The 14723-nt window shown below is 57.1% G+C and carries 9 protein-coding genes and 1 pseudogene; 3 read left to right on the forward strand and 7 right to left on the reverse strand.

The genetic code is table 11. The features are described from left to right. Positions 1-194: 194 nt before the first annotated feature. From SH661x_RS20640 to SH661x_RS20670, 7 genes are all read right to left on the reverse strand, one after another. Positions 195-1067 carry an SGNH/GDSL hydrolase family protein gene (locus SH661x_RS20640; protein ID WP_437225573.1) on the reverse strand — a complete coding sequence of 291 codons (873 nt, stop codon included), beginning with the start codon at positions 1065-1067 and terminating at the stop codon, positions 195-197. A 114-nt stretch (positions 1068-1181) separates the two neighbouring features. Further along, on the reverse strand, positions 1182-1676 hold the full coding sequence (locus tag SH661x_RS20645; protein WP_437225575.1) for a carboxypeptidase-like regulatory domain-containing protein: 495 nt from the start codon (positions 1674-1676) through the stop codon (positions 1182-1184). Positions 1677-1802: 126 nt separating this feature from the next. After that, positions 1803-2804: a DUF1559 family PulG-like putative transporter gene (locus SH661x_RS20650; protein ID WP_437225578.1), complete on the reverse strand. Its 1002-nt coding sequence runs from the start codon at positions 2802-2804 to the stop codon at positions 1803-1805. A gap of 84 nt (positions 2805-2888) precedes the next feature. Further along, positions 2889-4625 carry a LamG domain-containing protein gene (locus SH661x_RS20655; protein ID WP_437225580.1) on the reverse strand — a complete coding sequence of 579 codons (1737 nt, stop codon included), beginning with the start codon at positions 4623-4625 and terminating at the stop codon, positions 2889-2891. Continuing rightward, positions 4618-5157 (reverse strand): RNA polymerase sigma factor, encoded by a 540-nt coding sequence (locus tag SH661x_RS20660; protein WP_437225582.1) that lies wholly within the window; start codon positions 5155-5157, stop codon positions 4618-4620. Before SH661x_RS20660 ends, SH661x_RS20655 begins: the two co-directional genes overlap by 8 nt. Before the next feature lie 574 nt (positions 5158-5731). Beyond that, positions 5732-7054, reverse strand: coding sequence for a Gfo/Idh/MocA family oxidoreductase (locus SH661x_RS20665; RefSeq protein ID WP_437225584.1), 1323 nt, complete (start codon positions 7052-7054; stop codon positions 5732-5734). A 582-nt stretch (positions 7055-7636) separates the two neighbouring features. Then, positions 7637-8401 carry a hypothetical protein gene (locus SH661x_RS20670; protein WP_437225586.1) on the reverse strand — a complete coding sequence of 255 codons (765 nt, stop codon included), beginning with the start codon at positions 8399-8401 and terminating at the stop codon, positions 7637-7639. A 519-nt stretch (positions 8402-8920) separates the two neighbouring features. Here SH661x_RS20670 and SH661x_RS20675 point away from each other — a divergent pair. The 3 genes and pseudogenes from SH661x_RS20675 to uvrA form a co-directional block, all read left to right on the forward strand. Further along, positions 8921-10129, forward strand: coding sequence for a cofactor-independent phosphoglycerate mutase (locus SH661x_RS20675; RefSeq protein ID WP_437225588.1), 1209 nt, complete (start codon positions 8921-8923; stop codon positions 10127-10129). A gap of 88 nt (positions 10130-10217) precedes the next feature. Beyond that, positions 10218-10793 carry a cytochrome c oxidase subunit 3 gene (locus SH661x_RS20680; RefSeq protein WP_437225590.1) on the forward strand — a complete coding sequence of 192 codons (576 nt, stop codon included), beginning with the start codon at positions 10218-10220 and terminating at the stop codon, positions 10791-10793. 148 nt (positions 10794-10941) lie between these two features. Then, positions 10942-14712 (forward strand): annotated as a pseudogene (gene uvrA, locus SH661x_RS20685) (excinuclease ABC subunit UvrA); the annotation flags it as partial. Positions 14713-14723 lie beyond the last annotated feature (11 nt).

The raw sequence follows: 14723 nt of genomic DNA on the forward strand, positions 1-14723 counted from the left end.
CCGCGTCGTGTGGGGGAAGGAGCAATGTTAATCAGATCCGCGGGCCCGTCAACCCTGCAGGCCCTTTATTTTTTTCTTCTGCCCGAACGGATCCACTCCGTAGGCAAAACTCTTCATAACGTGCTAGCCGCACATGAGTTACACAATTCCTGACCACTTCCGCGCCGCTCAGATCGCATCAGCGTCGACTGAAACTACGGCTTAGCATGGGGCTGTGCAGGCGGATTGCCTGGTTCCAGCTGAGCGAGAATCGACGCTGCAACCTGTTTTCCCATCAGGGAATAGCCCTTCTGGCTGAAGTGAATGTCCCCTGGGTTTTGTGTTTCTTTCAGCTGTGGAAGGATAAAGCTGTACAGGTCGTCCACGGGGATCTGGAGTTTCTCAGTGATCTCAGCTGCGGCTGCATTCAATTCCACGATCTTCCCTGACAGATCAGGTGACGCCTTCCAGTCATCCGGGACTGGAGTGGTCGAGGCCCAGATCACTTTGGCCCCCGTCCCCTTCAGTCGGGTGAGAATCGATTCCAGGCGAGTGGCGTAATCCTGTGTGGGCGTTTTGGTTTCATGCAGGCCGAAGTTGACATGAATGACGTCCCACTTCCCGTCCCCCAGCCAGAGGTCCAGCTTCTTCACACCATTGCTGGTCGGACCGCAGTTTTCCGGGGCACGATGAACGTTCGCGATCCCTGCCAGTTCTTTTCGAACCGGGCGGGTGTAACCTCCCGAAACGGAATCCCCAATCAACAACACGCGAGGAAGCCCGGGGACATCGGCCACATAATCCCAGGTCGTCTCTCGCCCAGCGACCTTTTCCCGCTGATAGAGAGGGAGATAAAACTTGCCCAGATTCTGTTCGAGGAGCGTTTCCCACGCCTGCTGCTCCGGAGGCAGGGTCCGCTTCCATTCCGCGAACTTCTGAGCGGTCACTGCTTCCTCAGCGGCCTTCTTTTCAGCGACTGCGGCCTCGTCCTGAGCCTGCAAGAACGACACGCATTTCAACGCGACAACGACTACCAGGAACAATGTCAGTACGAGCTTCGTATCAACTTTCATCTGAAAACGTGGCACAACAACTCCTTCTTCAGCTTTGAGCGCGGCTGTATGTACACGAACGGCCAGCATTCTGACGCGGGCCGGAATGCTGGCCGAGCAATTGGGTTTTGTCGTTGCAAAGTGAGCTGCTCACTTTGAATCCGGCTCGAACGGCTCGAGATCGAAGCTGAACTGATTAGGCCCGTCGGGCGTGACAAGGACAGTAAATCCAGACTTCTCCATGTCAGCGTATTGGGGTGCTGTACGTGGAACTTTCTTGAGCGGCTGAAGTTGAACTACGCCTCCATCCGGAGGCGGCCCTGATGGCTTCGGTCCAATCGGAATCCAGTCGTTCTTCTCGACCGTGACCTTGTATTCCCCAGGAACAACTCCGTCGTGTTCCTTGAAAGTCGTCAATTGATATTTTCCGTCGGAACCTGTGACCGCGGTTCCGCCGTACTCTCCTTCAACAGGATGAAAATTGATAATTGCATCAGAGAGCGGGCTGCCACCCTGCCGAACGACTCCCGCAGCCTTATACACCTTCGGTCGCCGCTTTTCCCACTTATCCTGTCGGCTGCATCCGGACTGCAAAACTGTGATACTGACGATCAGCATCAACGCGGCATTTAGTCTGATTCTCATTTTTCCATCTCTGATCATATTGAAACTGCGGGAACCTCAATCAGGAAGGACGACATTCAACGCTTAGGAACGATTCAACCCGCTGGATAAACCCTGGTTCAGTCCAAGCGTATCTCTGAGCTATTACTAAAACTCTCCGGGGACTTCGCCAGCCTCTCGCGTTCCCAGCGCTCCCCAGACGCCAAACTTGCTGGGTCCGGTGATCGCAGGTGAAGCTGTGCTGTTGCCGGCATCAATGTTCTGGCTGATGAACCGGACAGCACCGTCCGCCAGCAAGAGATGAACGCCCCCCACGTGCATGGATTTCGGCGGCAGAACACCATTCGTACCGTTGGCGTCTGCACAGACGGGGGAGTTCGGCGGAAGAATCGTGTTGAAACTGGTGATCGCTGGAATGCCATCGCTCCAGCGTCCTCCGGGAACTCGATCTCTGGATGTCAATGTCGCAGATGCGATGAATTGTCCGTTCACAAACTGTGGCTTACAGGTACCTGGCTGCTGGGGGTTCACGCGGGTGACCGCTGCAAACCCATTTGCTGTCAGGCCTGTTCCGTCATCATCTGACAGGACTGTTTCCGACATCATAGCGGTGTTGGAAGTCCCGTCTGTGACATCCCGGATCGCAAATTTGAAGCTGTTTCCAAAGAGTCCCCGAACGCTGGAACGCTGGGTCATGCTGTAAGAGACATCACCGAAGTTGAAGACATAATTCGTGCCGGGCAAATTGGGGGCGGGGTCCTTGACCTGTGGAGCGGTCGGACACTTCAGCATAGGAAGCCGTACGGTGTAGACCCCTCCATAGAACGCAGGAGTTGGTGCCGCGGCAATACTGTTGAAGAGCGGCGCCTGATCGTAATAAGGAAGCAACGTCACAAATGCGCTCCAGCGGCTGCTGGCCTCAGCAGGCCCGGATGTGCCCAGCGGGAAGCATCCGTATACATCATGGTAGTTATGAATCGCCAGGCCGAACTGCTTCAGGTTGTTCTTGCACTGGCTGCGGCGGGCCGCTTCACGGGCCTGCTGGACTGCGGGGAGCAGCAGTGAAATCAGAACTGCAATGATGGCAATGACCACCAGCAATTCGATGAGGGTAAAGCCACGGGATCGACTTCGTTGGGCGCAAGACATCGACTGGTCCTCCTATGAGAAAATGAATTTGTCGAAATGACATCAATAGCGAGACAGGGAGAATGGATTGGTCCGCACTTTGGTCTACGGTTGAACGGGCCCTTGAATCGGATCTGCACTTCTCATGACACGGGGCCCGGCAACTCCGGCAGGCAGGCCTGCCTGATAGATTCGCCGAATTTCATTCTGGGGCAGGACGCGGCCATGAATGGAGACTTCACCAAGATCTCCTTGAAGATTCCGGATGGGTGAATGGTGGTTTCCCGGACGTGACCAGTTCCCCAGACTCGCCTGACCGATGCAGATCCCATTATCAATCAAGAACGGCCCGTCCGAGAGCATTTCTCCATTCAAGTAATGAGCCGCGGATTGACGCCCGGAATCCAGCACAACCGCAAGATGCAGCCACTTCCCCAGCAGGCCCGGGCCGAGAATCGTCGGGGTATCGAGTTCGCACAGTTTGTTCCACGTGGTTGGATCGCTGATGTAGCACACCCGGATTTTTCGATCGCCCGTCAGCTGCCAGTGCACTCCGCCCTGCGGATTACTATCGCTCATCACCAGTCCCGCGAACTTCTCCGGGAGGGCGTGCAACCGGACCCAGGCCGTCATCGTGACTGCCTCAAACTGATCGGGAATATCGAGACAGACGCGATCGGTCAGACTCTGAAACGTGAGTGCCTGCTGGCCAGTCCAGCTTCCCTTGGTCAATTGACAGCCAACGATCGAACCGCCGCCGACATGGGAGAAACGTGCTTGATTTTTCAGGACAGGATTTGGATCTGACGCAATCTCGCTGAACTCAAAACGGGCGACCAGACTGGGATCCTGATTGGCCTGGTCGTTGAATTTTCGCCACTTTTCGAGTTGGTCACGGACAGCGTGAGCAAACTTCTCGTCAATCTTCCGGACGGAAACAAAGCTCTTTTCGTCCGCGGACAACCGTTTCAGAATCTGCTGCCCGGTGAAGACCAGGGCGTCGCCCTGAAGAACTCGCATCTGCGCGAATTCTTTCAGCTTCGCCTGTCCTTGAAAGACGTGCACCTCCGTCCGGTCCGGGCTGACGGCAAGACCGATCCGTCGGCTCGCTTCAGCAATGCTTCCCTGCGGCGTCTCAATCAGAAACTCCCGAGCTGACGAGGGGAGTTCAGCTGTGATTTTTCCTGTCGCGCAAAACAGATGATTGCTCGCGCGAATTTCCAAATCAGCAGGCCCCTCGATGGCGAATCGCGTTCCATTGAAGAAGTCGATGCAGACCAGTCCCGAGTCCAGCTTAAAGAGCCCCGGGGAAAGAACACTCCCCACATCGAGTTGCGAAGGATTGTGAGAGCTGACTGCAGACAGGCTGCGGGAAACGACAGCCACTGCGTCTGTCATCGGTTCCCCTGTGATCACATTCTGCGGATCCGGTACTGGCGAAACAAACGCTTCCTCCGAGTGAGTCGGCTGAACGGTTGCCGCCACATTCTCCTGCGGCTCCATTTCGACCACTGGCGTTCGCAGCGATGCCCAGATCACAACGATTCCCACAGTCAGTGCCGTTGCCAGCAGCGGGACAACATGTCGCCATCTGGAACCTGAAGCGACCTGTCCCGGGGCAAGGGGAAGTGCCGATGAGATTTGCTGTTGCGGGTTGAGAGTTTCCAGCAGCAGCTGACTTGTGTGAAGTTGCTGAAGCGAGTGTTCACCAAGTTCCGGAAAGCGAGAGATGAGGCCGGAGAACTCCTCCGCCAATGAAGGACTGAGGGTCTGTTCCAGCCAATGCTGAATCAGCTCCTCGACGCGAGCGCGCTCCTGGAATGTCGGACGTGTTTCAGGCATGTTCGATGTCTGGTTTCGTGGAATGCTGGACACACTGGCGAAGTTTTTCACGCAGGCGGGAGAGTGCCCGGCGGACGGTGTCGGCTTTCATGGAAAGACGTTCGCCAATCACTTCAGTCGGAACCTGCTGAAAGTAGTACAGATCCAGCAGCTGATGGCTCTCCGCCGGCAGGCGTTGAAGGCAGAGACGTATCGCATTGAATTCGTCGTCCCAATGAATCTCTTCTTCATGCCCGTCTGCAATCAGGCGAATCTGATTGGCGAGATTCTGCAACGCTTCCGGCTGCTGCCGAATCGCCTGCTTCCAGTGCCGCTGTGCGATATGACGGGTCATCGTTGCCAGCAAAGGACGGATGTCCTGCTGCAGGTCGAGCCGGTCCGCACTCTGAAGGAACTCCAGAAAGACCTGCTGAAAGATGTCATCGATCAAGCCTGGCCAGGGAGCGGACCGGACAGCCATGGCGCGGACAAACCCATAGTGCTGCATGAACAGCATCGCGGCAGCGGTCGATCCAGTGGCAGTCTGCTTCATGGGAATTGAGCTGAGAAATGAGTCGCGACGCAGGACTCCTGACGCGAGGAGTTCGATGGCCTCCGCTGAATCCTCGCAGTCCGCACCTGCACTCGACGTGCTGGATGCGGTTCACAGATAACTACTGACACGAACGCATCAAATCGGACTGATTATTTTTGAAGAATTATCAGAGGATTGCCACAATTTACCGTAAACATCTTCCTGCGAGTGACTAACAACCGATGAACCGATTTATCGCATCCGCTCAATTTCAATCCGTCCCAACACATGAAGACCTACTCGCAAACTGTGATTCACAAACCAGTTCGGTGTACCAAAAGACAAAAAAGCGGTCCCAGGCAAATGAATATCGTGCGAGTAGCATTCAGGTCTGACTGGGGCATCTCCGGATAAAAAAACACCCCCGGCGAAGTTCACCGGGGGTGTCGAGATTGATCAACGTGCACAGGCTTTCGCCAATGCATCGCGACGAGAGCGAATCTCATGAAAGTGTGGCGTTCCGGCGGCGATCAACACAGCTTTCGAACGGCAAATCTCCCGAATCGCCGCCACACTCCCCTGAGACAGGGGTTTATGCCTTCAGGTATTCTCCGTAGTTTCCACGGTATTCTTTATTCACGATCACCTGCACTTCAGGAGCATTGGTCGCCACCATCTTCTCGGCGTCCCAATGAATCTTGCGACCTTCTCCGCTGGCAGCGTCGTAAACCGCGAGATTCCCCAGCAGAATCGTTTCCGTCAGAGGACCGGCGTAATTGGCGAAGTTGGACATCGCCTGCTTCCGCTCTCCGGTAATCGCCTGATGGAATTCCGTGAAATGGCCAGGTGAAGCTTCGAACTCGACATCCGGAACCGGAACTTCCTTCCCTTCCTTGTCGATCAGAATCCAGGGGTCACCGTAATCGCTGGCGGAATACAAAGTCAGATCTTCACCGACGATGATCACTCCCCCTTTGGCCCGGAATTTCAGGCCATTCAGGAGTCCTTCATCCGGGAGATTTCCGCCGTCATACCACCAGACGGGAAGCAGACCTTCTCCCGTGGGATGAGCAAATTCAAAGGCAATCTTGGAAGCCTGCGGGTAGCTGTCACGATTGTGACCGGTGCAGGTCGCCTGAATGGTCAGGGGATTCGCGAGATTCAGACCGGCAAACGGCATGTTGAAGATATGGCAAGCCATGTCTCCCAGGGCGCCGGTCCCGAAGTCCCAATACCCTCGCCAGGCAAACGGATGATAGCCGTCTGCGTAAGGACGCTCGGGAGCTCCGCCGATCCATTCATCCCAGTGAAGGAAGGGCGGCACGGTTCCCGGCTGAGGACGGGCTCCCCCCTGCGGCCAGATCGGGCGATTGGTGAAGACGTGAACTTCCTTCACCTTCCCCAGGCCCCCCTTCTGCATCAGGGCTGCAGCCTTGCGATGTCCCCCCAGGGCGGTCCCCTGATTTCCCATCTGCGTTGCCACGCCGGTCTCTTTGGCAATCTCCTGCAGACGACGCGCTTCCCAAACGGTGTGAGTCAGTGGCTTCTGAGTGAAACAGGCTTTGCCCATCTTCATGGCCTGAGCGGAAGCGGGGGCATGCATGTGGTCCGGAGTCGAAACCGTCACAGCATCGATCTTGTCCCCCAGCTTCTCAAACATTTCCCGGTAATCCGAGAACTTCTCAGCATTTTCGAAGCCCGGTCGGCTCCCCTTCTTCTCGAGTGTGCGGTCGTCCACGTCGCAGATCGCGACGATTTCACCATGAGCAGCCGCATCGTCAGAGTCACTACCCCCCTTCCCCCCCACTCCGATGCAGGCATATCGCACCTTGGCATTTGGAGATTTCTCTTCCGCAGCACGCAGCACATCGTGTCCGACCCACACCGCCGCTCCCAGAGAAGCGGTCGTGGCCATGAAGTCTCGACGGTTGGATCTTTTCAGCATCAGATCAACTTTCTAGGTGGGGGTGAGTGCATCGAAATCAATTCATTGACGCATCACCTGACGAGGGAAAATCCGCTGGCGGTTTTCTTATCAACAATCACAGATAGGTTAGCAGATCGATTCGGAAAGTTCATGCTTCCAATGCCGATCGTCGGCACGAACGGGATGATCCATCAATTCATCCCTGGCCCCTTCCGGACATTCCTGAAAAACAAACTTCGGGGAGTCGACGAAGTGAATCATTCGACAGGGAGACAGCGGGGAGAAGTCAAAATTCCTTGCGCTCCCCCGCAATTGAAAAAGTCCCGTGGGCCTGAAGGAACGGGCGTTTAGGTGACGTTCTGATTCACCTGGAGAGCGCGTGCGGAACCTGTCGAGAAGCAAGGCAGGCAGCAAAGACGGTTGGGCTCACGAACGGGACATTCGAGATGAATCCCCTTGAATTACGTCAGCACCGATGAATTTCCGGCGAGCAGGGCCGACCGCACCCAATGGGACGCAATCGAAGGGCAGCCCTGCATTCTTCGGGTCGTGAGATCGCCTCACCCAGAATCAGCGGGACTTCTGAACCACTGACTGCTGCTGATACTGCTGGAACGGGACCCAGCGGACCCGGTCGGACTGCAGGGTCCGTTCCCAGCTGCTGATGTTCGAACGATCGATCGAGAGAAACTCCCAGGCAAACTGGTGTTCGGCTCGCAATCGCACTGGCTCGGTCATCTGCAGCTGCAGGTCCACCTGAGTGGGAAGGAGTTCGAGCTTGCGAAGGCTGTCATTCAGCTTCAGCCGGGCTTCCGGGTATGTGGAATTCGGACGCAGCACGAAATTCAGTCTCGCTGCCCAGTCTGCATAGTCCAGGTACTGGCGGACGAACTGCGTTGATTCGATCTTCGCAGTCTTCACGTTGTAGGTCAGATGTTCGCTGGCCAGTTCCAGTGTCTGCTTCGACTCATTCTGGGATTCCTGAAATGCCGGTGCCAGCTGGAAACGGACCAATGCTTCGAGTCGAGCGGCGTTGCTGTTCTCCTGAGCATTGAGTTTGCTGATATACGTCAACGACTCCGTCCGGGCCGATTCGAGAAAGTGGTTCAGCTCCGAGAACGGGACTTCAGTAGCCCTGTAGTCCTTCGCCAGAATGACAAAGCGGTGATGCACCGGCTCGAAGATCACCACTTCGCCGGTTTCATCCATGTAGTCGTACACCTTCCCCGCATGAAAGAGGGTGAGACTGTGAGAAACGACGCGCGGGGCCCCCTTGGAGACGTCCGACACGCTGGTATAGATCCGCATGTCCTGAGCTGACGCGGACGTCAACATCAGACTGGTCATCATCAAAGAAAGGCAGAGGCAATCGAGGCGAAACGGCACTGGCACGGGAGACTCCGTGTCGCTGTTGCGACTGTGATCAGCACGCCCAAAACCGCATGACGTCGGTCGGAGCAGCTGATACGTGTGGTAAACAGGGGAGATTTTCAAGGGAAACTGCGGACACACCCACAGAGAGAGTGAGTGAAATTGCGGGATTTCAACGAAAATCAGGAAAGGATTCGGGAATGGGCCGGAAATGTACTTCAGAGAGAGAATTTGCATCAAGAGGAAGTTTCGACAGCCGGCACGCTTCGACACAGCCTGATTCCTTCATTGCAGAATCGACACTCTCGATTCAGAACCCGCAGGCTGATAGTCTTTCGAATCAGAGGCATGCCGGAACGAATCACAACGCGTCCCGCTGGAGGAGACGGAGTGAAGCGAAGCAACTTCGCCCCGTCGGCCTGACCTGACTCCCTGTTTCACCCACAGCATCAACATTTCATTCAGCACTCCCGGTTTTTCGCAATGAAGTACGTTCTCGTCATTCCCGATGGTTGTGCGGATGAGCCGCAGGGATCTCTGGCCGGTCGAACCCCGCTGCAGGCCGCCCACGTGCCTCACATGGACGAAGTCGCGAGAACGGGGATCTCCGGGCTGACCGACAACGTTCCTGTCAGTATGCCCTCGGGCAGCGACGTCGGAACCATGAACCTGTTCGGCTACGACCCGCTCGTGTTTCACACCGGCCGGGCCCCGCTCGAAGCTGCCGCACAGGGGATTGAGCTGGGCCCCGAGGACTGGGCGATCCGCTGCAATCTGGTGACCGTCGAAGACGAGCGGATGAAGAGCTTCACAGCCGGGCAGATCTCCAATCAGGCGGGGAGCGAACTGATCCGACTCATGCAGCAGGCCAGCTGCGGAAACGAACACTGGAAGTTCTACGCCGGTGTCAGCTACCGCAATCTGCTGGTGTACCGGCCGCGAGGCGGGAAGGCTCCGTTTGCATCCGACACCTTCACAACTCCCCCGCACGACATCACCGACCAGTCGACTGCAGAGCATCTTCCGCTGGGCTCGGGGGCCTGCGACCTGCGGGCCCTGATGACTCAAAGTCGAGAAGTGTTCGCCAGTGCCCCGGCCAATCTGGAACGAATCGCCAAAGGGGAACTCCCCGCCACACAGATCTGGCTGTGGGGACAAGGGAAGACTCCGTCGCTGACTCTGTTCAAAGAGCGTTTCGGAGTGCAGGGTGCGGTCATTACCGCTGTCGACCTGCTGCGGGGAATCGGACAGCTGCTCGGCTGGGATGTCGTGGAAGTCGCTGGGGCAACAGGGTATCTCGACACCGATTATGCAGCCAAAGGGCGGGCAGCAATCGAAACCTTGAAAGCGGGCACGGATTTCGTCGTCGTGCATGTGGAGGCGACGGATGAAGCGTCTCACGAAGGACACGCCGACGCCAAGGTGACCGCTCTGGAAGAGATCGACAGACATATCGTCGGCCCTGTTCATGAGTACCTGAAGTCTCAGGGAGAGTATCGGCTGCTGGTCTGCCCCGATCACCCGACCTTCATTCGAACGAAAACTCACAGCCACGGCTGGGTGCCGTTCGCCATGTGCGGCACCGGGTTCACACACAACGGAGCGGCCACTTATGATGAAATCGCCGCGGCAGCCACGGGAGATACCCTGCCGCAGGGACATGAACTGATGCCTCGGTTCATTCTCAGTTGAGTAGGGTCCGCTGTGCGGACCATATTGCGGTTGCATATCTCGCATCACGGTCCGCACAGCGGACCATACGGAATGTGTGGATCACGCCATGGCTGCCACCGCACGACATGTCACGGGAAGCAGTCGCATTTCTCTGACATTCTTCGCACTGGCACTGGCGGTTTGCGGAGTGGCAGCGGGGCTATGCCTGGAACTGATGACACGGCTCGGCCGATCTGCGGACCGGGGACGGATCTTCTTTCCGGCTGCATTTCTCGCGAGCACCTGCCTGCTGTTTGCGGGAAGCATCACGCTGCATCTGGCCTTGAAAGCCGTCCGTCAGGAGCGTCAGAGAACGTTCCGCCGCTGGCTGCTGGCAGCACTGGCCTGTGCATCCCTCTTCATGGGAACACAGCTCTACGGCCTGTGGTCGATGTTCCCCGCTGAACGGAAAGCAGAGGACGCTTCACTCGAAGTGCTGTCGTTCGTGTTCGCACTGACGAGCCTGCACGCGGTCCACTTCTTCGTGGCGTCGCTGTTCGTCTGTTTCGTCACCGCGCGGACAACGCTGTCCCGGTACGATCATGAATACTACTGGGGAGTCAAAGTCTGTGCCTGGTTCTGGGACGCATTGGGAATTGTCTGGCTGGCAATCCTGGGGATTTTCACAATCGTGATCCAGTAGGGTCCGCTGTGCGGACCGCAAGACTGCCCCCCTTTTCTAATTCTGGTCCGCACAGCGGACCCTACGGAATCTCTTTCGTCGGTGCATTGAAACGTTCCGGAGATGGCTATAATGAACAAAACTCCACCTCCCATTGAAACGGATTTCCATGCCCGCTGCCGATATCGTCATTCGAGGCGCACGAGAGCATAACCTGCGCAGCGTCGACCTGGTTCTCCCCCGTAATCAATTGATCTGCATGACCGGCGTGAGCGGGTCGGGAAAGAGTTCGCTGGCGTTCGACACGCTCTACGCCGAAGGTCAGCGCCGGTATGTCGAATCGCTCTCGACGTACGCCCGCCAGTTTCTCGGCCAGATGCCCAAGCCCGATGTCGACACCATCACCGGGCTCGCGCCGTCAATCTCGATTCAACAGAAAGTCACCTCCCGGAACCCGCGCAGCACGGTCGGAACGATCACAGAGATCTACGACTATCTGCGAGTGCTATTCGCCCGCGTCGGTCAGGGACACTGTGTTCGCTGCCAAAAACCGATCACCGCCCAGTCGACGGATCAGATTCTGGAAAGCCTGATGTCGCTGCCGGAGGGGACGAAGTTTCAGATTCTCGCTCCCCTGATCCAGCAGCAGAAAGGGGAGTTCCGCGATCTGTTTGCAGACCTGCTCAAACAGGGATTCGTCCGGGCCAGAGTCGATGGCGAAGTGGTCAGCCTGTCCGACGACCTGGGTCTCAAAAAGCATTTCAAACACACGATCGACGTGATTATCGATCGACTGGTCGCTGGGAAGGGACAGCGGACCCGACTGGCCGACGCCATTGAAACCGCGACCAAGCTCAGCGAAGGTCGATTGATTCTGCTGACCGACGGCGACAAGCCGGAAGAGCGACTGTTTTCGTCGAAGTACGCCTGCCCCGATTGCGGGATCAGCTACGATCCCCCGTCCCCGCAGCTGTTCAGCTTCAACAGCCCGCTGGGCATGTGCCGTGAGTGCACCGGCCTGGGGATGCGCCACGACTTCATTCTCGACCGCCTGATTACTCATCCCGAGCTTTCCATTTCCAAAGGGGCGATTGATCTCATCCCCTCATTTCGCAAGGTCGGTCGCTGGCGTCGACACATCCTCAACGGTGTCGCTGATGCCATTGAAACAGACCTGGGACTGGTCGACGGGGCTCTGTACAAGATTCCCTGGGAAGATCTTCCCGAGCCTGCGAAACAGAAATTCCTGCGGGGAACCGGCGACCGGCACATCACCTTCTCCTGGCGACACTCCGGCGGAGTCTGGAAGCATGGAGGAGTGTGGAACGGATACCTCTCAGAACTGCTTGACGACTATCTCAAGGGGAAAAACCCCATGCGTCGCAAGCAGCTGGAGAAGTACATGGAAGTTGTTCCGTGTACCAGCTGTGACGGGGCGAGACTGAATCCGCAGGCCAGAAATGTCCGGATCACTTCGAAGACGTTGAGTGTTGAGCGGGCCGCGTCTAGTGGGAAAGGAAAAGCTTCCACAGCCAAAGCCCAGCTCTCACTGCCTGAAGTCTGTGGACTCTCCGTTGATCATGCTGTTCAGTTTTTCGAACAGCTCGACCTCTCACCGACAGCGGCCCACATTGCGGAAGAGGCAATTAAAGAGATTCGCGGCCGGCTCGGATTCCTCAAGAAATGCGGGCTCGGTTATCTCGCGCTCGACCGTTCTGCTCCCACGCTTTCCGGAGGAGAATCCCAGCGGATCCGTCTGGCTGGTCAGATCGGTTCGGGATTGGTGGGAGTGCTCTACATTCTCGATGAGCCGTCGATCGGTCTGCACCCCCGCGACAACGACATGCTGTTGGGAAGTCTGCTGAATCTTCGGGATCAGGGGAATACCGTCATCGTCGTCGAACACGATGAAGACACCATGCGGGCTGCCGATCATCTGGTCGACTTCGGCCCGGGTCCGGGTGTCCGCGGAGGGGAAGTGGTCGCGCAGGGAACTGCCGAAGAAGTGATGAAGAACGAACGGAGCGTCACCGGGGCGTACCTCTCCGGAAGAACGTCCATTCCGATTCCTAAAGAACGCCGCGCGCCCGGCAAGAATCATCTGAAGATTGTCGGCGCTGCCCATCACAACCTGCGCAATATCGATGTGGAGATCCCGCTGGGACTGTTTGTCTGTGTGACCGGCGTCAGTGGCTCCGGCAAGAGTTCGCTCTGCAACGACATTCTCTGGGAAGTCCTCAACCGCGACTTGAATAAAGGCAAGGGGACACCCGGGGCGCATCAAAAGATCACTGGGCTGAAACTGCTCGACAAGGCGATCGACATCGATCAGTCGCCGATCGGACGAACTCCCCGGTCCAATCCCGCTACGTACGTGAAGCTCTTCGATGAGATCCGCACGCTGTACACGCAGCTGCCGCAGGCGAAGATTCGCGGATACACCCCGGGACGGTTCAGTTTCAACGTGGCGGGAGGACGCTGCGAAGCGTGTGAAGGGAACGGCGCCACGAAGCTCGAGATGGATTTCCTCGCCGACATCTGGGTCCCCTGCACCGTCTGTAACGGCAAACGCTTCAATCACGAAACTCTCGAAGTGAAATACCGTGAGAAGTCGATCGCAGACGTCCTCGACATGGACGTGCAGGAAGCACTGGAACACTTCAAGAATCACCCCAAGATTCATCGAATGCTGCAAACGCTGCATGATGTCGGACTCGACTACATGAAGCTTGGTCAGGCCTCGCCAACGGTCTCAGGAGGCGAAGCCCAGCGAATCAAACTGGCCCGCGAACTCGGAAAGCGCTCGACCGGCAAGACGCTGTATCTGCTGGACGAACCGACCACTGGTCTGCATTTCGAAGACGTGCGCAAGCTGATCGAGGTGCTGCAGGGGTTTGTGGATGAAGGGAACACCGTGCTCGTGGTCGAGCACAATCTGGACGTCATCAAGACGGCCGACTGGGTCATCGACCTCGGTCCCGAAGGTGGAGACGGCGGCGGCCAACTGATCGTCGAAGGGACCCCGGAACAGGTTGCGAAATGCAAAGAAAGCCATACCGGAAAAGCACTCGCCCCCATCCTGTTCCCGAAGAAACAAACCGCATCATCCCAGAAGAAAGCGACATCCAATCGCTCTTCCCTGTCCCCTCTCCCCTCCCAGGACTCCATCACCATTCGCGGAGCCTCCCAGCACAACCTGCAGTCAGTTGACATCACCGTGCCCCGCGACAAGATGAGCGTCTTCTGCGGGCCGAGCGGTTCCGGGAAGACCTCACTGGCGATGGACACTCTGTATGCCGAAGGACAGCGGCGCTATGTGGAATCGCTGTCCGCATACGCCCGCCAGTTTCTGGGTCAGATGCCCAAGCCAAGGCTTGAACACATCTCCGGCCTCTCTCCGTCCATCGCCATTGAACAGAAAACCGTCGGGGCGACACCTCGTTCGACAGTCGGAACCGTCACCGAAATCTACGACTACCTGCGAGTCCTCTTCGCCCGGCTGGGACAGATGTACTGTCCCGACTGTCAGCAACCGGTCTCCCGCCAGACGACCGACCAGATCGTCGAACGGGTGCAAGCGATGCCGAACGGAACAAAGCTCTACATCGCTGCCCCGATGCAGATTGCTGTCGGGCAAAGTTATGAGAAGCTGTGGGATCGGCTCGGGACGCAGGGATTTCTCCGGGTCCGGATCAACGGGACGACACATGCGATTGAAGATGTTCCGAAGATCGACCACAAGCGGGAACATGTCGTCGAAGCGATCATCGACCGCGTGAAAGTCGATTCGGAGAGCCGCGGCCGCATCGCTGATTCCATCGAGACCGCCCTCGAACTCGGACGCGGAGTGGTTCACCTGGTGCACGTCGAATCCGACAAACCGGAGTCGGACTGGCAGGTCGATCAACTCAGCCTGCACTACTCCTGTCGGCACTGCGGTGCGGGAATCAA

The sequence above is a fragment of the Planctomicrobium stercoris genome (assembly GCF_051465655.1).
Classification (GTDB): domain Bacteria; phylum Planctomycetota; class Planctomycetia; order Planctomycetales; family Planctomycetaceae; genus Planctomicrobium.

Excerpts from the sequence above, each read along its gene's own strand:
- SH661x_RS20645 (WP_437225575.1), bottom strand. The coding sequence starts at position 1,676 with ATGAGAATCAGACTAAATGCCGCGTTGATGCTGATCGTCAGTATCACA.
- SH661x_RS20650 (WP_437225578.1), bottom strand. The coding sequence starts at position 2,804 with ATGTCTTGCGCCCAACGAAGTCGATCCCGTGGCTTTACCCTCATCGAA.
- SH661x_RS20655 (WP_437225580.1), bottom strand. The coding sequence starts at position 4,625 with ATGCCTGAAACACGTCCGACATTCCAGGAGCGCGCTCGCGTCGAGGAG.
- SH661x_RS20660 (WP_437225582.1), bottom strand. The coding sequence starts at position 5,157 with ATGAAGCAGACTGCCACTGGATCGACCGCTGCCGCGATGCTGTTCATG.
- SH661x_RS20665 (WP_437225584.1), bottom strand. The coding sequence starts at position 7,054 with ATGGCCACGACCGCTTCTCTGGGAGCGGCGGTGTGGGTCGGACACGAT.
- SH661x_RS20670 (WP_437225586.1), bottom strand. The coding sequence starts at position 8,401 with ATGTTGACGTCCGCGTCAGCTCAGGACATGCGGATCTATACCAGCGTG.
- SH661x_RS20675 (WP_437225588.1), top strand. The coding sequence starts at position 8,921 with ATGAAGTACGTTCTCGTCATTCCCGATGGTTGTGCGGATGAGCCGCAG.
- SH661x_RS20680 (WP_437225590.1), top strand. The coding sequence starts at position 10,218 with ATGGCTGCCACCGCACGACATGTCACGGGAAGCAGTCGCATTTCTCTG.